Origin of the sequence: Aeromonas rivuli, from assembly GCF_000820045.1 — a bacterium.
GTDB classification, from domain to species: domain Bacteria; phylum Pseudomonadota; class Gammaproteobacteria; order Enterobacterales; family Aeromonadaceae; genus Aeromonas; species Aeromonas rivuli.
Genome location: NZ_CDBJ01000053.1, coordinates 176,809 through 200,647, shown reverse-complemented (window position 1 = coordinate 200,647; position 23,839 = coordinate 176,809). Strand labels below are relative to the sequence as shown.

Below are 23,839 nucleotides of genomic sequence, written 5' to 3'. Positions count from 1 at the left end.
GGGGCTGCGGTTATGGGGCGGGATCCGTCGTCTCCGTGACCAGGGCGAGAAAGGCGCGCATGGCGGGGGTGATGCTGTGCTGACGGGTCATGAAGAGGGTGCGCCCGACATCGAGCGGCTCGAGCAGCCGGTAATCCAGGTCAGAAAGCTGACTGGCCGAGTGGGCGAGACCGACGCTGACGATGGCCCACCCCAGCTGGTGGTGGACGGCGCTGGTCAGATGGAAGAGGGAGTCGGTTTCTAGCACTATCTTCAGGCTGATGCCTGCGTGCTCGGCGGCGAGATCCAGATAGTGGCGAAATTGCATGTTCCGGCTGGGCAGTACCAGCGGCTTGCCTTGCAGGCTGGCGAGGGGGATGGGGGCCGCACTCTGCAAGGTGATGGCATCACTGCGGCTCATCAACAGCGCCATGCGGTTGTGGCCCTGGGGGTATAGGTGAAAGGCGCGCCGGTTCGGGGCGCTCAGCGACTCGTCAAAGCCCAGGCCAATGTCGCACTGGTGCAGTTCCAGTTGCGACAGCAGGGCCTCGTTGCTCAGCACCGACAGGCGGATGGCGATATCGGGATAGCGTGACTGGTAACTGGCGATGAGCGGCATGATGTCGACATTGGACTGCGGGACTATGCCGATGCGCAGGGTGCCTGACAGCTCGCCGTGAAAGCGCCCTAGCTCCTGCTTGAGCGCCTCCTGTTCCAGCAACATCCGCTCGGCATACTGGCGCACCAGCTCCCCGGCCTCGGTGAGGGCGACAAACTGACTGGTGCGCACCACGAGATCGGTGCCGACGCTCTTTTCCAGCGCCGTGATGCTGGCCGACAGGGTGGGCTGGGTGATGTGGCACGCCTTGGCTGCCTTGGCGAAGTGCTGGTGATGGGCCAGCTCATGAAAGTAGTGCAGCTGCTTGATGTTCATCATGCTCTTGCAGGGGCTGGGGGAGGTGAGTGCCAACACTAATCAATTGAAAATCACTCTTCAATAGAATAGTCCTATCAACATATAGATTTAATTCATTGGTTTTACAGCAGTTGCCTCTCTAAACTTGAATGCAGTTTGTATTTTTAGGCCACTCATTCATGCCTGCGCACTGTCCCGTTGCCGCCACTGTCAATTCGCACCCCCTGCCTGCGCTGGATCATCTGGTGGAGGAGGTGGCCGTCTCCATCAACATCAATGGCATCAACCATGCGGTCATGATGGCGACCCCGGACGATCTCGACGATTTTGCCATTGGTTTCCTGTTCTGCGAGTCGATCATCGCGCACAACCACGATGTGCATGATATCCGGGTGACCCCTGCTGAGCTGGGCTTCGTGCTGGATGTGACCATCGCCAATCGTTGCCTGGTGCGGCTGCAGCAGCGTCGGCGCAGGCTGACAGGGGCAACCGGCTGTGGCATCTGCGGGGTGGAGGCGGTCGAGCAGGCATTCCCCGAGCTGCGCCCCCTGCCACTCACGCCTCCCCTTGATGCGGGATTATTGGCCGGGTTGAGACCACAGATTGCCCAGTGGCAGCTCAAGGCGCAGCAGTATGGGGCCATCCATGCGGCCCTGGCGCTGGACGAGCAGGGCCAGATCCTCCATTGCCGGGAGGATATCGGTCGGCACAATGCCCTCGACAAGCTGATCGGCCTGTTGCTGCGCCAGCAGCTTGCCTGCGACACCCTGGTGGTGACCAGCCGCTGTGGCAGCGAGCTTATTCAAAAAGCCGTGCTGTTTGGCGCTCGCCATCTCGTCTGCCTCGCCTCCCCCAGCCAGTTGGCGGTGAGGCTGGCCCTCAAATACAACCTCAATGTCGTCCATATTCCCAAGATCGATGCGCCTGTGTGCTATTCCAGCCATCACCCGTCGAGTCCCATCGGAGAGTCTCATGAGCCATATTGAAAAGCCTGCCAAAGCCGGCGGATTTTCGTCCCTGCAATCCACCATGAAGCAGGTGTTGCGCAGCCAGAAAACCAAGCAGAACATCAAGAATCTGCTGCGGGTCAATCAGACCGATGGCTTCGACTGCCCGGGCTGCGCCTGGGGGGACAACGACCACGGTGCCTTCCAGTTCTGCGAGAACGGCGCCAAGGCGGTGGCCTGGGAGTCGACGGGCAAGACGGTGGGCGCGGACTTTTTTGCCAGCCATTCGGTGCGCCAGCTCGCCAATCAGAGCGACTACTGGCTGGAGTATCAGGGGCGTCTGACCGAGCCGATGCGCTACAACCCCGCAACCGATCACTACGAGCCGGTCAGTTGGGATGATGCGTTTGCATTGATTGCCGAGAAACTGACAGGCCTGGAGAGCCCGGATCGGGTCGAGTTCTATACCTCGGGCCGTGCCAGCAACGAAGCCTCCTACCTCTATCAGCTGTTTGGCCGCCTGTTTGGCACCAACAACTTCCCCGACTGCTCCAACATGTGTCACGAGGCGAGCGGAGTGGCGCTGACTCAGGCGGTGGGCATTGGCAAGGGGACAGTGGTGCTGGATGACTTTGACCGCGCCGGCGCCATCTTCGTCTATGGCCAGAACCCGGGCACCAACCACCCGCGCATGATGAATGCCCTGCGCCAGGCGGCGCGCCAGGGGTGCAAGATTGTCAGCTTCAACAATCTCAAAGAGGTGGCCCTGGAGCGATTCGCCAGCCCCCAGAGCCCGCTCGAACTGCTGACCCCGGCGGCCACCACCATCAGCCACCAGTATCTGACCCCCAGGTTGGGCGGTGACATGGCGGCCATGCGTGGCATGGCCAAGTACATCCTGGAAGAGCTGCCAGAGGCGGTGGATCGCGACTTTATCGCCCGCCATACCCGGCATTTCGACGAGTATGAACAGCAGGTGCGCGCCACCGACTGGGCCGAGATAGTACAGCAGTCCGGGCTGACCCAGGCCGAGATAGTACAGGCCGCCCGGGTCTTTGCCGCCAGCAGCAGCGTCATCAGCTGCTGGGCCATGGGGATCACCCAGCACCTGCATTCGGTCGATACCATACGTGAAATCGTCAACCTGCACCTGCTGCGCGGCCAGTTGGGCAAGCCGGGGGCGGGGCTCTGTCCGGTGCGTGGCCACAGCAACGTGCAGGGCAACCGCACCATGGGCATCAATGAAAAACCGAGCGCAGCCTTCATCGAGCGCATCGAATGCCATCTGCAAGTGAGTCTGCCCAGGGCCCCTGGCCACAATGTCTATGAGGCGCTCAAGGCGCTGCACGAAGGCAAGAGCAAGGTCTTGATCTGTCTGGGGGGCAACCTGGCGGCGGCCGCGCCCGATACGGCCTTCACCCATGCCGCCATGGGGGCCACCGAACTCAATGTGCAGATCAGCACCAAGCTCAATCGCAGTCACTTGCAGGTGGGAAAAGAGGCGTTGATCCTGCCCTGCCTCGGCCGCACCGAGCTCGACATTCAGCGCACCGGCAACCAGAAAATCACGGTGGAGGATACCTTCAGCATGGTGCACGCCTCGACCGGGGCCGCGGAACCCCTGTCCGCGCTCTGCCTGTCGGAGACCGACATCGTAGCGCGCATGGCCCATGCCACTTTGGGGAGTGAGCGCGTCGACTGGTTGGCGCTGCGGGATGACTACGGCCGCATTCGCTGCCTCATCGAGCAGACCATTGCCGGCTTCAGTGACTTCAATGCCCGCATCCAGCAGCCTTGTGGCTTCCATCTGGATAACTCGGCGGCCCAGTTGCTGTGGAAAACCAGCAGCGGCAGCGCCGAGTTTCGGGCAAGCCGTTTGCCACGCTCTGTGCTGCCCGAATGCACTCGCCATGCCGAGCAGATGACGGATCAACCTGTGTTGCTGCTGCAGAGCCTGCGCTCCCACGATCAGTACAACACCACCATCTACGGCATGGATGATCGCTATCGCGGCATCAAGGGCCAGCGCAAGGTGGTGTTCATGAACCAGACGGATGCCCATCGCCTCGGTCTGGAGGAGGGCAGCAGGGTGGATATGGCCGCCATCTGCAACGATGGCCGGGAGCGCATCGTCACGGGTTTTAGCGTGGCGCTCTATGACATTCCCCAGGGCAACATTGCCGCTTACTACCCGGAAACCAACCCGCTGGTGCCCATCGACAGCGTGGGGGAGGGCTCCTTTACGCCCACTTCCAAATCCATTCCCGTGCTGGTGACCCCCTCCCAGCAAGCGGAGAATCTGCTTCGGCTCACCTAGGCCTGCCATGCCTGTGCGGCGTTATCGCCAAAGCGAGCCGCTGGGCATGGTGTGCCCGCACCGCCAGCTCGGATTGGATGGTGATGGAGGCAGGGGGGCGAGACGGCCCCCTCCGGGTGCCGACAGGTGACAAGCCCCTCAATGGGGCCCGCTGATCTGGAGGGGCGTGTTCGCAGCGACAGGCTGCGCAAAAGAGACAAAAGAAAAGGCCCGTCATCAAGATGACGGGCCTTTTGCTGTTGGTACCCCGGAGATGCCGTTGCCGGTTTGGGCCCTTGAACCGTAGGTTCAAGGCGGAGATCGAGTCTGACCGCAGGCTTCTCGGTCGAGCCGAGCATGCACAATAGCCAGAAGGCCGATCCCCTGTTTGGTTTGATTATCGGCTCGGGGACTTGAACCGGCTGACAAACACTCCAGGGAATTTTAAAGCGGGTCGCGCGTTAAGGCTTTTTGGCCTCTTCGCCATTGTCACCATACTGTCCATGCTCGATCAGGGCTGCTTCTATGGTGCGTTGCAGCATCTTGATCCGCTTGTCCATGGTCTCAGAGTATTGGTGGTTCTTCTCTTTTTCAAGGCAGAGCTCATGACAGAAATTGAGCGCCGCCATGATGGCCAGCTGTTCATTGCTGGAGACCTTGGAGCGTTGACGCAGCTCGACAAGCTTGCTGGATAACTGATCGGCGGCCTGGCGCAGGGCATCCTGCTGTCCTGGGGGACAGGATACCTTGTAGGGACGTCCCAAAACGACGATTTCTACGGCCTCTGTGCTCATGCCTTCCTCAATACGGCGGGGGTGATTTCCGCCTTTATCCATGTGGACAACTGGGCGGGACTATATAGCGCAGATGCAGAAGTTTCAAGGCCTTGCTGGCTCTGGGCGGGTGAGAATGCTAGGATCTTGACCATCAATTCCGGCTATTTGACTGAACTTTGAGCGGATCCCCGATGAGCAAGACAACCCCCCCCAATTATGCGGCCCTGGCCGACCTCATGGACCAGCACGAGCTGATGGCCACGGCAGTGGAGGCCCACGGCGTTATCTGTGGCCTGATCTGCGGTGGCGTTCCTCTTGATGACAAGAGCTGGTTAGCCCCTTTCAACGATCTGGTGAACGACGGTTTCGGTCTGCCGGCCCAGGTGCGCCAGGTGATGACGGAGCTCTACCAGGACGCCATCGAGGGGCTGATGGCCCAGAAAGGGGTAGAGCTGTTGCTGCCCAGTGATGATGCCCCCCTGGATGAGCGTATCGATGGGCTGGTGGATTGGTCCCAGGCCTTCCTGGCAGGCTTTGGCGTGGTGCAGCAAGAGCTCTCCAAGGCGTCCGAGGAGCTGCAGGAGATGATCCAGGACATCGCCAACATCACCCAGGTCTCGGAGGAGTTCGATCAGGAGGACGAGGAGAACGAGGTCGCCTTCCTGGTGCTCTATGAGCATGTCAAACTGGGGGTCATGATGACCTTCGAAGAGTTCGGCAAGCGTCCCGACACGCCGGATGCGCCGCCGACGCTGCATTGATCCGGGGTAGACAGCACCCACTCGACGAGGCAGCCATGGCTGCCTCGTCTGTTTGCGGGTTTGCGGGTTTGCGGGGCGGGCACCATTTTTGCCCGCCACCTCCCATCCCAGCAGGGGCAACTGTGATAGCATGGCCCCACGTTTTATCGGATTCTCTTCATCCCATGACTCACACTGATCCGACCGCACCCGCCCATTCACCTGTCCTGCAGGCCGATATCACCCTGGTTGGCGGCGGCATGAGTGGCGCCGTGCTGGCCCTCTCCCTCGCCGCACTGCGCCGCCCGGATGGCAGGCCCTTGCAGATAGTGCTGCTGGAGGCGGCCCTCGCACAGGGCGCGCATCCCGGCTTCGATGCGCGCGCCATTGCGCTGGCCGCCGGTACCTGCGAGGCGCTGGCCCGCCATGGCCTCTGGGCGGGGCTGGCCCCCCATGCCACCCCCATCACCCACATCCATGTCTCGGACCGAGGCTATCTCGGCCAGACCCGCATGACGGCCGCTGAATATGATTTGCCCGCCCTGGGTCAGGTGATTGAGCTCGGCGCCGCCGGTCAGGTCCTGCAAGAAGCCATCGCGCAGACGGCCAATATTCGCATGCTCTGCCCGGTGCAGTTGACGGGGGTCACCCCAAGGGAACACACCGTCGAGCTGGCTCTGGCCACGGGGGAGCAGATCATCACCTCCTTGCTGGTCGCGGCCGATGGCGGCCACTCTTTCGTGCGCCAGGCCCTCAATATCCCGGTACGCCGCCATGACTACGGTCAGAGCGCCGTGATAGCCACGGTGCAAACCGCCGAGCATCCGGCCGGGCGCGCCTTCGAACGCTTCACCGACGGCGGCCCCCTGGCGCTGCTGCCGATGCAGCAAGGGCTCAGCTCTCTGGTCTGGAGCATGCCGGGGGAGGAGGCTAATAGCATCATGGCCCTGAATGACGAGGCCTTCCTGGCCCAATTGCAGCAGGCATTTGGCTGGCGGCTTGGCCGCTTCCTGCGCACCGGGGTGCGCCACTGCTACCCGCTGGCACTCACGGCAGCCGATTACCCTCTGGGGCAAAGGACCGTGCTGGTGGGCAACGCCGCCCATCTGTTGCACCCTATCGCGGGGCAGGGGTTCAACCTCGGCATGCGCGATCTCGATGCTCTCTGCGCCATCGTGGCCAGCGCCCTGGCACAGGGGGAGGACATTGGCGGTTACCCGGTGCTGAGCCGTTACTGGCAAGGGCGAAAGGGAGATCAAGAGACCACCATCTGGCTCACCTCGGCCCTGGCCCAGCTCTTTTCCAACGACCATGGCACCCTGGTGGCCGGTCGTAATCTGGCGCTCTCTCTGATGGCGCGCGCCAGCTGCCTCAAGGGCTCTCTGGCTCGCCAGACCCTGGGCTTTATCAGCCCAGTCACTAAGGAGTAAGCCATGGAGCAGCATGACATGGTGCAACGGAACAGGGTGCAACCGAGCATGGCGCAATACGATCTGGTCATAGTGGGGGGCGGCATGGTGGGTCTGGCGCTCGCCGCGGCGCTCAAACAGAGTTCACTCAAGATAGCCATCATCGAGGGGCAACTGCCGGATCCCGCGCTGGCGGCGACGCCGGATAACAGGGTCAGCGCCCTGAGCCTTGCCAGTCAGCAGATCCTGCGCGGGGTCGGCGCCTGGCAGGGCATCACCGCACGCCGTTTGCAAGGTTACCAGCAGATGCAGGTGTGGGAGCGCGACAGCTTCGCCCGCATCGAATTCGATGCCGCCAGCCTGGGGTTGCCCTGGCTTGGTCACATCGTCGAGAACAGGGTTGTTCAATTGGCACTGCAAGAGGCCATCTCGGGGGCTGCTCATATCGACCTGCTGGCGCCGGCCCGGGCCACGAGCCTGCAACAGGGGCAAGAGCATGCCCTGCTGACGCTGGAAGATGGCCGAGTGCTGTCGGCCAAGCTGGTGGTGGCCGCCGATGGCGCTCACTCCTGGGTGCGAAAACAGGCCGATATTCCCCTGACCAGCTGGGATTATGGCCACCATGCCCTGGTCGCCACAGTGCGCACCACCGAGGAGCATGGGGCCGTGGCTCGCCAGATCTTCAGTCCCGCCGGACCGCTCGCCTTCCTGCCGCTCTGGCAGCCCACTCTCAGCTCCATCGTCTGGTCGCTACCCGCCGATGAGGCGCTGCGGCTGCAAGGGTGCGATGAAGAGCACTTCAACCGCGCGCTCACCGCCGCCTTCGATGTGCGTCTCGGCCTGTGCCGGGTGGAGGGAGCCCGCAGTGCCATACCGCTCACCGCCCGTTACGCCCGCGACTTTGCCCGGGAGCGGCTGGTGCTGGTCGGCGATGCGGCTCACACCATACATCCGCTGGCGGGACAGGGGGTCAATCTGGGGCTGATCGATGCCGCCGCCCTGGCGCAGACGCTGCTGGCCCATGTTGCCAAGGGACGGGACATCGGTGCCCTGGCCGGGCTGCGCAGTTATGAGCGCTGGCGCAAGACGGAGGCGAGCCGGATGTTGGCCGCCATGGAGGGCTTGAAGCGGCTGTTTGGTGGCGCTCATCCCCTTAAGAAGCTGGTGCGAGGCGTGGGCTTAAGCGCCGTCGATGCCATGACCCCTGTCAAGCAGCGCCTGATCCGCAGCGCCATGGGACTGGAGGGGGAGCTGCCCCTCCTGGCTCGCACCGAGCAGCGTGGCGAGGCATTTTGGGGTATGCCGGGTGAAAAAAACTAATCCCAGGCGCCATTTTTTACAATAAAAGTAATCCGAGAGGCTGATGTGCTCGTTTATGGCATCAGCCTTTAATATGGAAAGCTGGCGAAACGTTTTCCTATAAATTGTGACGAGACGGTAAAAATCAAAATTTAACCCTGAAAACTACCGGTCAATACTGTTTTTTCCTCTGTTTTTATCATAGTGTTTGGCCGCTATCAGCATGTTGTGGATTAGTTTTTTTTAAGCGGTGCTCCATCCCGCTTGTCTTATAATCCGCGCCATTGAAGGAACCAGTCCCGCAGCGCCCATGGCGATGTCGGGAGCGAGCCCAGGCCCTGTGGCCTCCTGCTCCACCCGGGAACCGGGATGAGGCAGGCCCAGGTTTTAAGGAAAAACAGCGATGACCCAGACTACCGTATTGCACCCCAAGCACCTGGAAGCCGGCGCCAAGATGGTCGATTTTCACGGCTGGGAGATGCCCATCAACTACGGCTCTCAACTGGAAGAGCACCATGTGGTGCGCACCCAGGCGGGCATGTTCGATGTCTCTCACATGACCATCGTCGACTTGACCGGCGAGCGGGTGAAAGCCTTCCTGCAACATCTGCTGGCCAATGACGTGGCCAAACTCACCACCCCGGGCAAGGCGCTCTACAGCGGCATGCTGACCCCTGAGGGTGGGGTCATCGATGACCTCATTACCTATTATCTGGACGACAGCTTCTATCGCATGGTGGTCAACTCCGCCACCCGCGACAAGGATCTGGCCTGGATCCGCCAGCACGCCGCCGCCTTCGCGGTGACCGTCACCGAACAACCCTCCCTGGCGATGATCGCCGTGCAGGGGCCGGAGGCCAAGGCGCTGGCCGCCAAGGTATTCAATGCCGAGCAGAACGCCGCCGTCGCAGGCATGAAGCCCTTCTTCGGGGTACAAGCCGGGGATCTGTTCATTGCCACCACCGGCTATACCGGCGAAGAGGGTTACGAAATCGTGGTGCCGGAGCATCAGGCCTGCGACCTGTGGCAAGCCCTGCTCGACGCGGGCGTGGCACCCTGCGGTCTGGGCGCCCGGGACACTCTGCGGCTTGAGGCGGGCATGAACCTCTACGGCCAGGACATGGACGAGAGCATCAGCCCCCTGGCCGCCAACATGGCCTGGACCATCGCCTGGGAGCCGAGCAGCCGTGACTTCATCGGCCGCGCGGCCCTGGAAGCCCAGAAGGCCGCCGGGGATCAGCCCAAGCTGGTCGGGCTGTTGATGGAAGAGAAAGGGGTGCTGCGCACCGGCATGCCGGTCAGCTTCACCAATGCCCAGGGCGAGTCACGCACCGGGGTTATCACCTCAGGCTCCTTCTCGCCGACCCTGGGACTCTCCATTGCCCTGGCCCGGGTGCCTCGCGATATCGGTGACGTGGCCGAAGTCGAGCTTCGCAAGAAGCTGGTGACCGTGAAGGTGACCAAGCCCGCCTTTGTACGCAACGGCCAGAAATTGGTATAACGTTTATCGTTTCAGGCTCGGGGTCCACCCCGGGTCACCCCTGTTCAATGATGCAAGTGAATAAAGGAAGCACACATGAGCCATATCCCGAGCGAACTGAAATATGCCACTTCCCACGAGTGGATCCGTGTCGAAGCCAACGGTGAGGCCGTGGTCGGTATCTCCGAGCACGCCCAGGAGCTGCTGGGTGACATGGTGTTCGTTGACTTGCCGGAAGTGGGCAAGCAGGTTGGTGCCGGTGACGACTGCGCCGTGGCCGAGTCCGTCAAGGCGGCCTCCGACATTTACAGCCCGGTGAGCGGTGAAATCATCGCCGTCAACGAAGAGCTGGAAGGGAGTCCCGAGCTGGTCAACTCCGATCCTTACGGCGCTGGCTGGTTGTTCCGTATCAAGCTGGACGACGCCGAGGAACTGGCAAATCTGCTGGATGCCGACGGCTACCAGAACGTCGTCGACGAAGAGTAATGTCGCCCAGGCCCTGCACGCGTGCAGGGCCTTTTGCTATGAGCCCCTGCACAGCGCGGGCTTCGCCATGGGAGTGCGCCTTGCCAACTGGCGCGCATCCCAGGCCCGCCCCGCGGGATTATCCTGTGCGGGCGCCTGTTTTATCCGCCGTGGGCAAGTGTCCGCGAGCCGCCGAGCGAGATCTCATCCCTTGGCAAGATCTTCTATCAGGCATATCTACTAGGAAATAGGGAAATGACCCAGTCACTGTTTGAACTCGAGCAAAAAACCAATTTTCTGCGTCGCCACATAGGCCCGGGCGAGAGCGAACTGCGCGCCCTGCTGGCCACTGTCGGTGCCGAGAGTCTGGATGACCTCATCAGCCAGACCGTGCCCGCCGCCATTCGTCGCGAGGCGCCGCTTGGCATAGGCGCGCCCATGACGGAAGTAGAGGCCCTGGCCAAGCTCAAGGGCTACGCCGCTCAGAACCGTATCGCCAAGAGCTACATCGGCATGGGTTATCACGACACCCATGTGCCCCACGTCATCTTGCGCAACGTGCTGGAAAATCCGGGTTGGTACACCGCCTATACCCCTTATCAGCCCGAGCTGGCCCAGGGCCGCCTCGAAGCCCTGCTCAACTTCCAGCAGCTGACCCTGGACTTGACCGGCATGGATCTGGCGAGCGCCTCTCTGCTCGATGAAGCCACTGCCGCCGCCGAGGCCATGGCCCTGGCCAAGCGCATGGCCAAGTCCAAGTCCAACCTCTTCTTCGTCGCCGACGATGTTCACCCCCAGGTGATTGACGTGGTGCGCGAGCGTGCCGTCCATTTCGGCTTCGAGCTGGTGGTGGCCCCGGCCGCCGACGCCGTGAGCGAAGAGGTGTTTGGTGCCCTGTTCCAGTACCCCTCGACCACGGGTGAAGTGACCGATCTGGGGGCGCTGATCAAGGCCGTACAGGCCCAGAAGGGTCTGGCTTGTGTCAGTGCCGACATGCTCTCCCTGCTGCTGCTCAAGTCCCCGGGCGAACTGGGTGCCGACGTGGTGCTGGGTAGCGCCCAGCGCTTCGGTGTGCCCATGGGCTACGGTGGTCCTCACGCGGCATTTTTCGCCACCCGTGATGCCTACAAGCGCTCCATGCCGGGCCGCATCATTGGCGTCTCCAAAGACAGCCGCGGCAAGTCTGCCCTGCGCATGGCCATGCAGACCCGCGAGCAACATATCCGCCGCGAGAAGGCCAACTCCAACATCTGTACCGCCCAGGTGCTGCTGGCCAACATGGCGAGCTTCTATGCCGTCTATCACGGCCCGGTTGGCCTCAAAACCATCGCCAACCGCGTGCACCGTCTGACCAGCATCCTGGCATTGGGACTTACCGCCAAGGGGCTGACCCTCAAGCACGACAGCTGGTTCGACACCATCACAGTCCTGACCGCCGACAAGGCCGCCCTGGTAGCCCGTGGCGATGCCATGAACATCAACCTGCGCGCCGACCTGGACGGCGCGGTCGGTGTCTCCCTGTCCGAGACCAGCACCCGCGAAGACGTGGCCGAGCTGTTTGAGCTCTTCCTGGGCCAGGGTCACGGGCTGGATATCGAGACCCTGGATGCCAAGGCGCAGGCTCATCAGGCCATCCCCGCCGAGCTGCTGCGCAGCGATGCCGTGCTGACCCACGAGGTGTTCAACAAGTACCATTCCGAAACCGAGATGCTGCGCTACATCCACCGTCTCGAAGCCAAGGATCTGGCCCTGAACTACGCCATGATCTCCCTGGGCTCCTGCACCATGAAGCTCAACGCCACCGCCGAGATGATCCCGGTGACCTGGCCCGAGTTTGGCAAGCTGCACCCCTTCGCCCCGCTGGCGCAGGCTAAAGGTTACCAGCTGCTGCTGGCAGACCTCGAAGAGTGGCTGGTCAAGATCACCGGCTATGATGCGGTCTGCATGCAGCCCAACTCCGGCGCTCAGGGCGAATACGCCGGTCTGTTGGCCATCAAGAAGTACCACGAGTCCCGCGGCGAAGGGCATCGCGATGTCTGCCTCATTCCAGCGTCGGCCCATGGCACCAACCCGGCCTCCGCCCAGATGGCGAGCCTCAAGGTGATCGTCACCGCCTGTGACAAGTCCGGTAACGTGGATCTTGACGACTTGCGCGCCAAGGCCGCGGAAGTGGGAGACAGGCTCTCCTGCCTGATGGTCACCTATCCCTCCACCCACGGGGTGTACGAGGAGACCATCAAGGAGGTGTGCGACATCGTTCACCAGTACGGTGGTCAGGTCTACCTGGATGGCGCCAACATGAACGCCCAGGTCGGCGTGACGGCGCCGGGCTTTATCGGTGCCGATGTGTCCCACCTCAACTTGCACAAGACCTTTGCCATTCCCCATGGCGGTGGCGGTCCAGGCATGGGCCCCATCGGCGTCAAGCAGCACCTGGCTCCCTTCGTGGCCGGCCACGCCGTCATCAAGACCGACAAGAGCAGCCGCGACAATGGCGCCGTCTCTGCCGCGCCCTTTGGCTCGGCCAGCATACTGCCCATCAGCTGGATGTATATCGCCATGCTGGGGGACGAGGGGCTGAAAAAATCGACTCAGGTGGCCATCCTCAACGCCAACTACCTGGCCAAGAAACTGGGGGAAGCCTTCCCCGTGCTCTACACCGGTCGCAACAACCGTGTCGCCCACGAGTGCATCCTGGATATTCGTCCCCTCAAGGAGGCCTGTGGCATCAGCGAGATGGATGTGGCCAAGCGTCTGATGGACTACGGTTTCCACGCGCCGACCATGAGTTTCCCGGTGGCGGGAACCCTGATGGTCGAACCGACCGAATCCGAGTCCAAGGCCGAGCTGGATCGCTTCATCGAAGCCATGACCGCCATTCGCGCCGAGATGGAGAAGGTGAAGGATGGCCACTGGAGCCTGACCGACAACCCATTGGTCAATGCCCCCCACACCCAGGATGATGTCATGGACGAGCGCTGGGAGCGGGCTTATACCCGCGCCGAGGCGGTATTCCCGTCCAGCGCGGTGCGCGCCGCCAAGCTGTGGCCCTCGGTCAACCGCATCGATGACGTCTACGGCGATCGCAACCTGTTCTGCTCCTGCATCCCGACCGAGGATTACATCGGGGAGTGAGGCACATGATCGGTGCCATCAAGCGGGGCACAGTGCTCAGCCAGATGAGCTCGGGTAGCTAAGTTGAAAAGTGAGAAGGCCTTGCATCGCGCAAGGCCTTTTTTGTGGATCTGTCTGGTGGTGATGCCATAGCGCGAACGGAAACGGCAGAAGAGTACGGGCTACTTGCGGTTTGCTCCCCTTCAATACCAACCATGGGGAGTGTCGGGTTGGCTACTTGGCTGGGCCCATGGACATTCAGGCAAGATGTGATAGCCATGGCCTTGCTGTTGCCCATGCTGGTTGAGGGGCAGGGCTGATATAGGTAATCACATTTCCCACGCCTTTTTAGATCCCTTGGCTTGAGGATCAGGCCGGGGTGCTGCCTCTCCCTGTCAGGGATAGACTCAATTGATAGGGCGCCAGAATGAGCTGGCATTCAGCCGTCACAGGAGACGCGGGATGACGATGCAACAACATGGCCTGACCCTGGGGCTGGCCCGGGTGAATGATGTCTCTTTTATTTCAATCAAGGCGGTCGGCAAGCTCAGCCATGAGGATTATCTGGCCATCACTCCCATGCTGGAGGCGGCGCTGAGCCGGGTCGAGGGCCGGGGGGTGAGGGTGCTGCTCGATGCCCGCGAGCTGGAAGGCTGGGAGCTGCGCGCCGCCTGGGACGATTTCACCCTCGGGCTCAGGCATGGCAGCGAGTTTGGCAAGATAGCCCTCTATGGTCAGCAGGGCTGGCAGACCCTCGCTGCCAGGGTCGGCAACTGGTTTCTCTCGGGGGAGGTGAAGGCGTTCGATGATGAAGCTGCGGCCATCGATTGGTTGACCGAGTGACAGCGTTACGCAGGGTGGCTCTCTTGCCGGGCATGATGCCAGGAATGGGACTGGGCATGATAGGCTCAAACCCACGGGATCATCTTGTCACGGCGGCCAATGCCGCGTTATCGCCTTTATCCAGAGGCCATCCCCCAAGAGGAGCATGCAATGGACAGTACCCAACGATTTTCGGCCCGGGTTGAGGCCTATGTGAAATACCGCCCCGGCTACCCGGCGGCCATGCTGGATTTTCTCATCCAGGAGCTTGCCATGGGGCCAGATGCCGTGGTGGCCGATATCGGGGCGGGTACCGGCATATTGACGGCGCAGCTCGCGCCTCGGGTGAGCCGGGTCTGGGCCCTGGAACCCAATGCGGAGATGCGCGCCGCCGCCGAGGCGCTGCTGGCCGGGGCCAGCAATATCCGCTGGCAGGCGGGGAGCGCGGAGGCAACCGGTCTGGCCGATGCCAGTCTGGATCTGGTGACGGTCGCTCAGGCCTTCCACTGGTTTGACCGAGCAGCCTTCAAGGCCGAGTGTCGCCGAGTGTTGAAGCCAGGTGGCCGGGTCGCCCTCATCTGGAATGACAGGCTGACCGACACCCCGTTTCTCAAGGCCTATGAGGCGGGGCTGCGTGCCTATTCCGGGGATTACGAAGAGGTCAATCATCGCAACCTTGGCGAGGCCGACTTCGACGCCTTCTTCGAGGGAGAGTACCGGCTGGAGTGTTTCGACAACTGCCAGATGTTCGATCTTGATGGTGTGCTGGGGCGGCTCAACTCCTCCTCTTACGCTCCCGCCATCGGGACGCCAGCCTATGAGGCGCTGACGGCGCTGATCCGGCACGAGTTTGCCCGCCATGCCATCGAGGGTCAGATAGCCTTTAACTATCGCACCCTGGTCTATAGCGGCCGGGTCTGAGCATCGACCAAGGTCCCCGGCTTGCTTGCCAGACGCCATCATGAAAAAGCCCTCGCCGTGGCGGGGGCTTTTGCTATCTATCAATCAAGCGCAGCAGGGGGCGGATTGCTGGCGCCGCCGAGGATCAGATCTTGTCGATGCCGAGCAGTGCCTTGGCCTTGGCCAGGGTATCGACGGACTCTTGATGGCGGCCGGCCTTATGCAGGGTTTCGCCTTCGGCTCTGAGGGTCTTGACCTCGGCGAGCTGCTCGGCGCTGAGTGCCGGGCCTGTCGCGAGGGCATCGTCTATCTGTTTCATGTCGACCGGGCAGTGGAACGCCAGGGCAGGGGTGCTAAACAGCAGGGCAATCAGCCAATATGCAGGTTTCATGGGGTAGCTCCTTGTTGGTCACTAGCAGTATATAAGCCATGGCTCTTTCAGGGGGTGATTGCCCATCCCTGCGATGCGCCCAGTAAAAAGCCCTCGCCATGACTGGCGAGGGCTTTGTTATCTGGCGATGAGGCAGATTGCGGCGGGTTAGAGCACCATGGCGGCGACCCAGCCAAACAGGATCAGCGGGATATTGTAGTGAATGAAGGTCGGCACTACGGAGTCCCAGATATGGTCGTGCTGGCCGTCGGCGTTCAGGCCAGAGGTGGGCCCCAGGGTGGAGTCCGAGGCGGGGGATCCCGCATCACCCAGGGCGCCGGCTGTGCCGATCAGGGCGATGGTCGCCATGGGGGAGAAGCCAAGCTGCAGACAGAGCGGCACATAGATGGTCGCGATGATGGGCACGGTGGAGAAGGAGGAGCCGATGCCCATGGTGATGAGCAGGCCGACCAGCAGCATCAGGAAGGCGGCGATGCCCTTGTGATGGCCAATCAGGCTGGAGACGGATTGCACCAGACTCTCGACCCCCTGGGTCTCTTTCATCACGGCGGCGAAACCGGCGGCGGAGATCATGATGAAGCCGATGAGGGACATCATACGCACCCCCTGGGTGAAGGCATCCTGACTCTCGCGAAACTTGATGACGCCACCACAGGTGAAGATGATGAAACCGGCAAGGGCACCGAGCACAATGCTGTCGGTGTAAAGCTGCAGGCCCAGCGCCACGGCGATGGCGACCAGCGCGACCCAGATGTGGGTCAGGTTCAGCTCGACGGATTCGGGCTCGGCGGCCAGGATCTTGGCCAGATCATATTCGCGGGGCTTGCGGTAGCTGATAAAGACGGCAACCAGCAGCCCAAGGAACATGCCAAATACCGGCAGGGCCATGGCCTGGGGGATCTGGCTGTTGACCAGGGTCACCCCATTATCGATGAGGTTCTTGGCCAGGATGTTGTTGAGGAAGATACCGCCAAAGCCGACCGGCAGCAGCATATAGGTTGCGGTCAGGCCGAAGGTGATGACGCAGGCGACCTGACGCCTGTCCATCTTCATCTGGGCCATCACGTGCAAGAGCGGCGGTATCAGTATGGGAATGAAGGCGATGTGGACCGGGATCAGGTTCTGGGAGGAGATGGCGACCGCCAGCACGGAGGTGAGCAGCAGGGTCTTGACCCAGAGCATCCGTGACGCACTCGCGTCCTTGCCGAGTTGGTTTATCACCTTGCGGGCCAGCAGATCCGTGATGCCGGAGCGGGAGATGGCGACCGCGAAGGCCCCCAGCATGGCGTAGGAGAGGGCTATCTCTGCACCGCCACCCAGGCCGCCACTGAAGGCGCTGAGGGTATCGGTGAGGGAGAGGCCGCCAACCAGGCCGCCGACGATGGCGCTGACCGACAATGAGACGACCACATTGATCCGCAGCAGGCTGAGCACCAGCATCAGCGAGACTGCGATAACAACAGGATTCATGCGACTTCCTTATAATATTGTGTTGTTGTCTGGCGTGTGAAAGGGCGTTAGTTTGCGAAAAACGGGCCAAAAGTCGAGTAAAAATTCAGAAAAATGACTCAATCAGTCATTTCAGCTGACGGATATCAAAGAAGGGCTGCCGTGGCAGCCCTTCTCGCAAGGCAACAGGTGGTTACTGTTCGGAGGCCGCGTCTTGCGGCGTTGCCTCAGCGTCAGCCCCGTCGGTTTCCAGCAGGGGCCAACCCCCCAGCGCCTTCCAGCGATTGACGATATGACAAAACAGCTCGGTGGTGCGCTGGGTGTCATAGAGGGCCGAGTGCGCCTCTTTATTATCGAAGGGGATACGGGCGCTCTGGCACGCCTTGGCCAAGACCGTCTGCCCCAGGGCCAGGCCAGACAGCGCGGCGGTGTCGAAGGTGGCAAAGGGGTGGAAGGGATTGCGCTTGAGGCCGGCACGTTCGGCGGCGGCCATGACGAAGCCGTGATCGAAGGGGGCATTGTGGGCTACGACGATGGCGCGGTTGCAGTCCTGCTCCTTCATGCCCTTGCGGATCCCCTTGAAGATCTCGGTGAGCGCTTCCTTCTCGTCTACGGCGCCGCGCAGCGGGTTGTAGGGATCGATGCCGGTAAAGTCGAGGGCGGCTTTCTCCAGGTTGGCGCCTTCGAAGGGGGCAACGTGGAAGTGAAAGACCTGATCGGGCACCAGCCAGCCCGCCTCATCCATCTTGAGGGTGTAGGCGGCGATTTCGAGCAGGGCATCAGTCTTGGCATTGAATCCAGCGGTTTCAACATCGATGACGACGGGGTAAAAGCCACGGAAACGGCCTTTGAGAGTGTTAACGGCGTCGGTCATGGGATCTCGGTCGGCTTGAAGTGAGGCGGCATTATGGCAAATCAGCCTTCATTTGTCGCGCCCGGCTAACAGGCGGTCAAGGTTGCCTATACCCCAGGCCCGGCCCTCTGGTCTCGAGCGGCAAAGAATTGCCGCCTGCTCCCTAAAGCTTGCCCGGCTCATGCCGATACAGCCTTGAGACAGATGAAAAACGCCCCTGTGATAGGTGCGTGGACCAGGCAGAGGAGAGGCGAGTGAAGGGGTGGACCTTGGGATTGATCAGCATGTCGGTGAGCATGCACTTGCAGGCGGGGGTGGCCGAATTTGGCGCCGGCCTGGATCAATCCGTCTGGCGCCTGACGGCAGACAGCCAGGTCGAGTGTCGCCTCGAACATCCCATCCCGAGCTGGGGCACTGGGGCCTTCGTGAGCCGCGCCGGGCGCAAGATCAACCTCGATTTCGAACTCAAGGGGCTGCGTCAGCAGGCGCAGACCCAGACGGTGAGCCTGGGCAGCATGCCCCCCAACTGGCGTCCGGGTCTCGCCGGGCGGGATATCAGCCAGATCCGCTTCTTCAAGCAGTTTGACGGCCTGGTCGATGGCCAGACCGCCTGGACCATGCTCGATGAACTCGAGAGTGGCCGCATGCCCACCTTCCAGTACCGGGACTGGTATCGCCAGAACCGGGCGGTGCGGGTGTCGCTCTCCAACGTCAATTTTCGGGTCAAGTATCAGGCCTTCATGGATTGCCTGAATGGTCTCTTGCCTTACAGCTTCAATGACATCGCCTTCAGCGTGCTCACCTATGACAAGAACCGCGACAGCCTGTCGGCTTCCTCCAAGCGACGACTCGCCATGATCAGCGAATTCATCAAGGCGGACACCAGCATCGACGTGGTGGTGATCGACGCCTACAGCGACAGCTATGGCGGGCGCTGGCCCAACCAGAAGCTCTCCGAGAAGCGGGCCGATGCCATCAAGAAGGTGTTCCTCGATTTGGGGATAGAGGAGGGCAAGATCTCGGTGGAGGGCCATGGGGAGAAACAGCATGTCGCCTCCAACGAGACCGAAGAGGGACGAGCCAGGAACCGGCGGGTGGTGATCAGCATGGGACGTAGCGGAGCCATCTGATTTTTGCTAGTTTGGGACTCACGGGTGCCGGATAAGGGATGCTGGCGCCATGATGCGATGAGAGACAAGCCCAGATGAGAAAATTGACTGCCCTAGCGGGTTTGCTATCCAGCTTGGCGCTGAGTGGTTGCGCCAATACCCCCGACCAACACGGCCATTATGTTCAGGAGCCCACCATGAGCTGGGCCTGGAACGTCACCGCCTATGGTGGCTACCCCAACCTGATCCGTGACAACCCCTATCGCGAGCAAGCCAGCCTGAGTGAACAGGAGGGCAAAGGCATCATACTGCCGGATTCCCTGGTCGAGGCTTATCCGCTGACCCGTGCCAGTGTGGTGACCGCCCCCCTCCATGATGGCGAAGCCTATGATGATACCGAGGTGGTGCGCCGCGTCCTGCTTGAGCAGTACCAGATCCGCGAACCCCTTGCCGATATCCGCGAGGAACCCATCCGCCTGCAACCCCTGCTGCGCTCCGGCAACCTCGCGGGCTTCGTGTGCCATGACTATCAGGCGCCTCTGCTGGTGACCACGGTCAGTACCGGCGCCTATACCCACGAGTGCCTGGTGCCGGGCTACGAGGAGTTCAGTGTCTACGTCAAAGCGGTCCGTGAGGCCGATGGCAGCGAGTTTGGCCCGATACTGGGGCTCCCTCAGGGCCGTTATACCGTGCTGACGGTGCGCAGCGACCTCGGTGAGCTGCTGGTGCCCCGCGCCTTGCCAACGGTGCCTGTCTTCCAGTTCAAAAACGGCATCTATGTGGTCAACAGCAACGAGTTGCCCTTCGTTGCCCCCAATCAGGCGGGCAAACGGCTGGTGTTCCTCGATGGTCAACCCAGCTTGCTGTGACATCAGGGATCGCGCATCGCAGAAGGGGGAGCCAATGGCTCCCCCTTCTCATTAACGGCCCCGGCGGTGAGCACAGGGCTGGCTAGCGCCGCATGTTAGATGCTCTCACCCAGGCCTGCGCCTGCATCCTTCTTGGCGATCAGCTCAATCTTGTAACCGTCAGGATCCTCGACGAAGGCGATAACGGTGCTGCCGCCCATCACGGGGCCCGGCTCGCGGGTGATCTTGGCCCCGGCGGCGCGCAGTGCCTCGCAGGTGGCATAGATGTCATCCGCTTCCAGGGCGATGTGACCGTAGGCCGAGCCCAGCTCATACTCGCTCACGCCCCAGTTGTAGGTCAGCTCGATGACAGCCTCATCCTTCTCATCCCCATAACCGACGAAGGCCAGGGTGTACTTGTACTGGCTATTCTCGCTCTTGCGCAGCAGGGTCATGCCCAGTACACGGGTGTAGAAGTCGATGGAGCGTTGCAGATCGCCAACGCGCAGCATGGTATGCAGGATTCTCATTGATCAGTTCTCCGGGTAGATTTTTTCTTTGTACTCACACAAGTCTTCAATGATACAGGAGCCGCAGCGCGGCTTGCGAGCGAGACAGGTGTAGCGCCCATGGAGGATCAGCCAGTGATGGACATCCAGCTTGAACTCGGCGGGGACCACCTTGAGCAGCTTCTCCTCCACCTGATCCACATTCTTGCCCGGCGCAAAACCTGTGCGATTCGACACCCGGAAAATATGGGTGTCCACGGCGATGGTCGGCCAGCCAAAGGCGGTGTTGAGCACCACATTGGCGGTCTTGCGGCCCACTCCCGGCAGAGCCTCGAGGGCCTCGCGGTTTTCGGGCACCTCACCCCCATGGCGTTCCAGCAAGATGGCGCAGGTCTTGATGACGTTCTCGGCCTTGGTATTGAACAGGCCTATGGTCTTGATGTACTGCTTGAGGCCATCGACCCCGAGCGCCAGTATGCTGGCCGGGGTATTGGCGACCGGATAGAGCTTGTCGGTCGCCTTGTTGACGCCGACATCTGTCGCCTGGGCCGAGAGCAGCACCGCGATGAGCAGTTCGAAGGGGGTGCTGTAGTTGAGCTCGGTCTTGGGTGCAGGATTGTTTTCGCGCAGTCGTGTCAGGATCTGGCGCCGCTTTTCGTTATTCATCGCTCACTCATCTGCAAATGGTACTTATAACTCGGTGGCGCGGGCGCCCGGTGCCGGTACGCTGCAGTGAGCCTTTTCTGCCACCTGCTTGCGGCCCAGCCAGTCATTGATGCCATTCTTGGCGGCGATGAGCAGCCCCAGGCCGATAAAGCCGCCGGGGGGCAAGATGGCCAGCAGCAAGGCCGAACCCGGTGCGAAGATCTCGATACGCAGGGACTTGGCCCAGTCGCCCAATAGCAGTTCGGCACCATCAAACAGGGTGCCCATGCCGATGATCTCGCGCATGGCGCCGAGCAGCAGCAGCACTAGCGTGAAACCGAGTCCCATCATCAGGCCATCCAGGGCCGCCAGCAGGGGCGGCTGTTTGGAGGCATAGGCCTCGGCCCGCCCTATGATGACGCAGTTGGTGACAATCAGCGCGATGAAGATGCCAAGGGCCTGATAGAGACCGTAGGTGTAGGCGTTCATCAGCAGCTGCACGCAGGTCACCAGGGAGGCGATGATCATCACATAGATGGGGATGCGCACGTCGCGGGGCACCCAGTGGCGGACCAGAGAGACCGCCAGATTGGAGCCTATCAGCACCGCCATGGTGGCCAGTCCCAGCCCCAGGGCGTTGGTGAAGGTGGAGGAGACCGCCAGGGTCGGGCAGAGCCCCAGCACCTGAACCAGGGAGGGATTATTCTTCCACAGCCCCTGGAGCATCAGCTCCTTGACCTCAGAACCTTGATTTTCGTCGCTCATTGGCTCTCTCCGGCCCGTTCACAAGAGGGGGCATCTGCCAGCACCTCGGGATGAGTCTGTTGCAAACGCAGCAGGTTGGCAACCGCCTTGACCACGGCCCGCGGGGTGATAGTCGCGCCGGTGAAGGCATCAAAATCACCGCCATCCTTCTTGACTGCCCAGCTCTTGGCGTTATCCGTGGTCAGGCTATGACCGTTGAAGCTCAAGATCCAGTTCGATTTCTTCAGCTCAATCTTGTCCCCCAGCCCCGGGGTCTCTTTGTGAGCCAAGACTCGCACCCCGCTCACCTTGCCACTGGCGTCGGTGCCGACGATGAGGCGGATGGCACCGCTATAGCCATCGGGGGCAACTGTCTCCAGGGCATAACCGGTCACCTTGCCCGCCTGAGTCGCGGTGTAGAGCGGCATGGCCTGATCGCTGCCGAGCAGGGGGCTGGTCACTCGCTTGCAGCTGGCCACCAGATCGTTGTCGTAGCTGCTAGGAGGGAGCAGCTCATTCAAGGTGGCGAGCTTCTCCCGCTGCTGCTGGTGGGCAATCTTGTCCTGGGTGAGCAGATGGGTGGCCACGACCAGGCTGGTGCAGACCAGGGCGAACAACGCCAGGGTGACCCCATTTTTGCGCATGCTGCTCAGCATTGGGGAGCTCCTTGAATAACGGGGAAGGAGGCGCTCATTTACGGCGTTCTCCATGGGTCTTGGGACGAGTCAGGCTGTCAATCTCTGTGGCCACGCAGAGGTTGGCCAACCGCACTGTGCAGGCTTGATATGAGGAGGCGCTCATTTGCGGCGTTCTCCACGGGTCTTGGGACGAGTCAGGCTGTCAATCTCTGTGGCCACGCAGAGGTTGGCCAACCGCACTGTGCAGGCTTGATATGAGGAGGCGCTCATTTGCGGCGTTCTCCACGGGTCTTGGGCCGAGTCAGGCTGTCAATCTCTGTGGTCACGCAGAGGTTGGCCAGCCGCACTGTGCAGGCTTGATATGAGGAGGCGCTCATTTACGGCGTTCTCCGTAGGTCTTGGGACGAGTCAGGCTGTCAATCATGGGTACACAGAGGTTGGCCAGCAATACGGCGAAGGCGATGGCATCGGGATAGCCCCCGAAACGACGAATGGTGTAGATCAGGATGCCGATGAGAGCGCCATAGACGAGGCGGCCCCGCGCCGTGGTGGAGGCGCTGACCGGATCGGTGGCAATGAAGAAGGCCCCCAGCATGGTGGCGCCGCTGAACAGGTGGAACATGGGGGTGCCGGTGGCATCGGGGCTGATGAGATAACCCAGGGTCGCGGCGCCAAACAGACTGGCCAGCACGGCGACCGGGATGCGCCAGGCAATTACCTTCTGTTGCAGCAGGAAGAGGCCGCCCAGCAGATAACCCAGATTGACCCAGCTCCAGCCGATGCCACCCCAACCCTCGAACACCGCATGGCTCATGACCTCGCTGGCGGTCAGCCCCTGGCCGAGGCCAGTCTTGAGGGTGTCGAGGGGGGTCGCCATGGTGAGACCGTCTATCCCCTGCTTGAGCTGGGCCATGCTGTAGCCGTCCAGACTGAAGCCGGTGAAAATAGTCGAGACGGCATCCCCAAAGCCCAGTCCGTAGGCGCGGATGCTGTCGGGGGGCAGCCAGCTGGTCATCTGCACCGGGAAGGAGACCAGCAGCAGCACATAGGCCACCATGGCCGGATTGAACAGGTTCTGCCCCAGGCCCCCATAGAGATGTTTGGCGATGATGATGGCAAAGGCTGTCGCGACCAGGGTCATCCACCAGGGCAGCAGGGGAGGCAGCGCCAGCCCTATCAGCACGGCGGTGAGCAGGGCGCTGCCATCGAGCAAAGCGGGCTTGACGGGACGGCCACGCAGGCGCAGCACCAAGGCTTCGCAACCCAGCGCCGTGATGGCGGCCAATCCAATCTGGATGACGCTTCCCCAGCCAAAGAACCAGATCTGGGCGGCGAGCCCGGGCAGGCAGGCCAGGATAACCAACACCATCAGGGTCTGGGTCTGCTTGCGGTTATGGGCGAAGGGGGCACTCGCGATGTTGAACATGAGTCAGGTATCCATCTTGCTATCAGTCTGACTAGCACTGTCTGTGGTGGTGTCCCGCTCGGCCTTCTTGGCCTTGGCGCGGGC

General features: G+C 61.7%; 22 protein-coding genes and 1 other RNA gene. 12 read left to right on the top strand and 11 right to left on the bottom strand.

The window, feature by feature from the left end; translation table 11 throughout:
- Positions 1-10: 10 nt before the first annotated feature.
- Entirely contained in the window at positions 11-913 is a 903-nt protein-coding gene (locus BN1130_RS11975; RefSeq protein ID WP_042042304.1) for a LysR family transcriptional regulator, read from the bottom strand.
- Between the two features lie 161 nt (positions 914-1,074).
- On the opposite strand from BN1130_RS11975, the gene BN1130_RS11970 reads away from it, so the two are divergent.
- On the top strand, positions 1,075-1,881 hold the full coding sequence (locus BN1130_RS11970) for a formate dehydrogenase accessory sulfurtransferase FdhD (protein ID WP_198135269.1): 807 nt from the start codon (positions 1,075-1,077) through the stop codon (positions 1,879-1,881).
- On the top strand, positions 1,868-4,159 hold the full coding sequence (locus BN1130_RS11965; protein ID WP_042042250.1) for an FdhF/YdeP family oxidoreductase: 2,292 nt from the start codon (positions 1,868-1,870) through the stop codon (positions 4,157-4,159). The genes BN1130_RS11970 and BN1130_RS11965 overlap by 14 nt, the downstream gene beginning before the upstream one ends.
- A 240-nt stretch (positions 4,160-4,399) precedes the next feature.
- Here BN1130_RS11965 and ssrS read toward each other — a convergent pair.
- Together ssrS and zapA are read right to left on the bottom strand one after the other, a co-directional pair.
- A non-coding RNA gene (ssrS, locus tag BN1130_RS21700) (6S RNA) lies at positions 4,400-4,582 on the bottom strand.
- 17 nt (positions 4,583-4,599) lie between these two features.
- On the bottom strand, positions 4,600-4,932 hold the full coding sequence (zapA, locus tag BN1130_RS11960; RefSeq protein ID WP_042042249.1) for a cell division protein ZapA: 333 nt from the start codon (positions 4,930-4,932) through the stop codon (positions 4,600-4,602).
- A 173-nt stretch (positions 4,933-5,105) separates the two neighbouring features.
- Between zapA and BN1130_RS11955 the strand changes: the two genes are divergently transcribed.
- From BN1130_RS11955 to BN1130_RS11920, 8 genes are all read left to right on the top strand, one after another.
- Positions 5,106-5,675 carry a UPF0149 family protein gene (locus BN1130_RS11955; RefSeq protein WP_042042248.1) on the top strand — a complete coding sequence of 190 codons (570 nt, stop codon included), beginning with the start codon at positions 5,106-5,108 and terminating at the stop codon, positions 5,673-5,675.
- Between the two features lie 164 nt (positions 5,676-5,839).
- Positions 5,840-7,084, top strand: a complete 1,245-nt coding sequence (ubiH, locus tag BN1130_RS11950; protein WP_042042247.1) for a 2-octaprenyl-6-methoxyphenyl hydroxylase — start codon at positions 5,840-5,842, stop codon at positions 7,082-7,084.
- A gap of 3 nt (positions 7,085-7,087) precedes the next feature.
- A complete protein-coding gene (locus BN1130_RS11945; protein WP_370736611.1) occupies positions 7,088-8,383 on the top strand; it encodes an FAD-dependent 2-octaprenylphenol hydroxylase in 1,296 nt (431 codons plus the stop codon).
- Between the two features lie 382 nt (positions 8,384-8,765).
- Positions 8,766-9,863, top strand: coding sequence for a glycine cleavage system aminomethyltransferase GcvT (gene gcvT, locus BN1130_RS11940; RefSeq protein WP_042042246.1), 1,098 nt, complete (start codon positions 8,766-8,768; stop codon positions 9,861-9,863).
- 75 nt (positions 9,864-9,938) lie between these two features.
- Positions 9,939-10,328 (top strand): glycine cleavage system protein GcvH, encoded by a 390-nt coding sequence (gene gcvH, locus BN1130_RS11935; protein ID WP_042042245.1) that lies wholly within the window; start codon positions 9,939-9,941, stop codon positions 10,326-10,328.
- Between the two features lie 234 nt (positions 10,329-10,562).
- Positions 10,563-13,442 carry an aminomethyl-transferring glycine dehydrogenase gene (gcvP, locus tag BN1130_RS11930; RefSeq protein ID WP_042042244.1) on the top strand — a complete coding sequence of 960 codons (2,880 nt, stop codon included), beginning with the start codon at positions 10,563-10,565 and terminating at the stop codon, positions 13,440-13,442.
- Positions 13,443-13,883: 441 nt separating this feature from the next.
- Positions 13,884-14,264 carry a SpoIIAA family protein gene (locus tag BN1130_RS11925; protein WP_042042243.1) on the top strand — a complete coding sequence of 127 codons (381 nt, stop codon included), beginning with the start codon at positions 13,884-13,886 and terminating at the stop codon, positions 14,262-14,264.
- Between the two features lie 150 nt (positions 14,265-14,414).
- A complete protein-coding gene (locus tag BN1130_RS11920) occupies positions 14,415-15,164 on the top strand; it encodes a class I SAM-dependent methyltransferase (protein ID WP_042042241.1) in 750 nt (249 codons plus the stop codon).
- A 124-nt stretch (positions 15,165-15,288) separates the two neighbouring features.
- Here BN1130_RS11920 and BN1130_RS11915 read toward each other — a convergent pair whose 3' ends face one another.
- The 3 genes from BN1130_RS11915 to rnt form a co-directional block, all read right to left on the bottom strand.
- On the bottom strand, positions 15,289-15,534 hold the full coding sequence (locus BN1130_RS11915) for a PA2433 domain-containing protein (protein WP_042042240.1): 246 nt from the start codon (positions 15,532-15,534) through the stop codon (positions 15,289-15,291).
- A gap of 147 nt (positions 15,535-15,681) precedes the next feature.
- Positions 15,682-17,004 carry a Na+/H+ antiporter family protein gene (locus BN1130_RS11910; RefSeq protein WP_042042239.1) on the bottom strand — a complete coding sequence of 441 codons (1,323 nt, stop codon included), beginning with the start codon at positions 17,002-17,004 and terminating at the stop codon, positions 15,682-15,684.
- A 172-nt stretch (positions 17,005-17,176) separates the two neighbouring features.
- Complete coding sequence (gene rnt, locus BN1130_RS11905) at positions 17,177-17,857, bottom strand: ribonuclease T (RefSeq protein WP_042042238.1); 681 nt, start codon at positions 17,855-17,857, stop codon at positions 17,177-17,179.
- 233 nt (positions 17,858-18,090) lie between these two features.
- Here rnt and BN1130_RS11900 point away from each other — a divergent pair, with 233 nt between their 5' ends.
- Positions 18,091-18,966 carry a flagellar protein MotY gene (locus BN1130_RS11900; RefSeq protein ID WP_198135268.1) on the top strand — a complete coding sequence of 292 codons (876 nt, stop codon included), beginning with the start codon at positions 18,091-18,093 and terminating at the stop codon, positions 18,964-18,966.
- 176 nt (positions 18,967-19,142) lie between these two features.
- A complete protein-coding gene (locus BN1130_RS11895) occupies positions 19,143-19,814 on the top strand; it encodes a hypothetical protein (RefSeq protein WP_042042237.1) in 672 nt (223 codons plus the stop codon).
- 95 nt (positions 19,815-19,909) lie between these two features.
- Here the strand turns inward: BN1130_RS11895 and gloA are convergent, their stop codons facing one another.
- From gloA to rsxD, 5 genes are all read right to left on the bottom strand, one after another.
- Positions 19,910-20,323: a lactoylglutathione lyase gene (gloA, locus tag BN1130_RS11890; protein ID WP_042042236.1), complete on the bottom strand. Its 414-nt coding sequence runs from the start codon at positions 20,321-20,323 to the stop codon at positions 19,910-19,912.
- A gap of 3 nt (positions 20,324-20,326) precedes the next feature.
- Complete coding sequence (gene nth / locus BN1130_RS11885; protein WP_042042235.1) at positions 20,327-20,968, bottom strand: endonuclease III; 642 nt, start codon at positions 20,966-20,968, stop codon at positions 20,327-20,329.
- 24 nt (positions 20,969-20,992) lie between these two features.
- A complete protein-coding gene (locus BN1130_RS11880) occupies positions 20,993-21,712 on the bottom strand; it encodes an electron transport complex subunit E (RefSeq protein ID WP_042042234.1) in 720 nt (239 codons plus the stop codon).
- Entirely contained in the window at positions 21,709-22,347 is a 639-nt protein-coding gene (gene rsxG / locus BN1130_RS11875; protein WP_042042233.1) for an electron transport complex subunit RsxG, read from the bottom strand. Before rsxG ends, BN1130_RS11880 begins: the two co-directional genes overlap by 4 nt.
- A 355-nt stretch (positions 22,348-22,702) precedes the next feature.
- The gene (gene rsxD / locus BN1130_RS11870) at positions 22,703-23,755 is read right to left on the bottom strand and encodes an electron transport complex subunit RsxD (protein ID WP_042042232.1); all 1,053 of its coding nucleotides are present in this window, start codon (positions 23,753-23,755) and stop codon (positions 22,703-22,705) included.
- Positions 23,756-23,839: the final 84 nt, after the last annotated feature.

Excerpts from the sequence above, each read along its gene's own strand:
- BN1130_RS11975 (WP_042042304.1), bottom strand. The coding sequence starts at position 913 with ATGAACATCAAGCAGCTGCACTACTTTCATGAGCTGGCCCATCACCAG.
- BN1130_RS11970 (WP_198135269.1), top strand. The coding sequence starts at position 1,075 with ATGCCTGCGCACTGTCCCGTTGCCGCCACTGTCAATTCGCACCCCCTG.
- BN1130_RS11965 (WP_042042250.1), top strand. The coding sequence starts at position 1,868 with ATGAGCCATATTGAAAAGCCTGCCAAAGCCGGCGGATTTTCGTCCCTG.
- zapA (WP_042042249.1), bottom strand. The coding sequence starts at position 4,932 with ATGAGCACAGAGGCCGTAGAAATCGTCGTTTTGGGACGTCCCTACAAG.
- BN1130_RS11955 (WP_042042248.1), top strand. The coding sequence starts at position 5,106 with ATGAGCAAGACAACCCCCCCCAATTATGCGGCCCTGGCCGACCTCATG.
- ubiH (WP_042042247.1), top strand. The coding sequence starts at position 5,840 with ATGACTCACACTGATCCGACCGCACCCGCCCATTCACCTGTCCTGCAG.
- BN1130_RS11945 (WP_370736611.1), top strand. The coding sequence starts at position 7,088 with ATGGAGCAGCATGACATGGTGCAACGGAACAGGGTGCAACCGAGCATG.
- gcvT (WP_042042246.1), top strand. The coding sequence starts at position 8,766 with ATGACCCAGACTACCGTATTGCACCCCAAGCACCTGGAAGCCGGCGCC.
- gcvH (WP_042042245.1), top strand. The coding sequence starts at position 9,939 with ATGAGCCATATCCCGAGCGAACTGAAATATGCCACTTCCCACGAGTGG.
- gcvP (WP_042042244.1), top strand. The coding sequence starts at position 10,563 with ATGACCCAGTCACTGTTTGAACTCGAGCAAAAAACCAATTTTCTGCGT.
- BN1130_RS11925 (WP_042042243.1), top strand. The coding sequence starts at position 13,884 with ATGACGATGCAACAACATGGCCTGACCCTGGGGCTGGCCCGGGTGAAT.
- BN1130_RS11920 (WP_042042241.1), top strand. The coding sequence starts at position 14,415 with ATGGACAGTACCCAACGATTTTCGGCCCGGGTTGAGGCCTATGTGAAA.
- BN1130_RS11915 (WP_042042240.1), bottom strand. The coding sequence starts at position 15,534 with ATGAAACCTGCATATTGGCTGATTGCCCTGCTGTTTAGCACCCCTGCC.
- BN1130_RS11910 (WP_042042239.1), bottom strand. The coding sequence starts at position 17,004 with ATGAATCCTGTTGTTATCGCAGTCTCGCTGATGCTGGTGCTCAGCCTG.
- rnt (WP_042042238.1), bottom strand. The coding sequence starts at position 17,857 with ATGACCGACGCCGTTAACACTCTCAAAGGCCGTTTCCGTGGCTTTTAC.
- BN1130_RS11895 (WP_042042237.1), top strand. The coding sequence starts at position 19,143 with ATGAGCTGGGCCTGGAACGTCACCGCCTATGGTGGCTACCCCAACCTG.
- gloA (WP_042042236.1), bottom strand. The coding sequence starts at position 20,323 with ATGAGAATCCTGCATACCATGCTGCGCGTTGGCGATCTGCAACGCTCC.
- nth (WP_042042235.1), bottom strand. The coding sequence starts at position 20,968 with ATGAATAACGAAAAGCGGCGCCAGATCCTGACACGACTGCGCGAAAAC.
- BN1130_RS11880 (WP_042042234.1), bottom strand. The coding sequence starts at position 21,712 with ATGAGCGACGAAAATCAAGGTTCTGAGGTCAAGGAGCTGATGCTCCAG.
- rsxG (WP_042042233.1), bottom strand. The coding sequence starts at position 22,347 with ATGCTGAGCAGCATGCGCAAAAATGGGGTCACCCTGGCGTTGTTCGCC.
- rsxD (WP_042042232.1), bottom strand. The coding sequence starts at position 23,755 with ATGTTCAACATCGCGAGTGCCCCCTTCGCCCATAACCGCAAGCAGACC.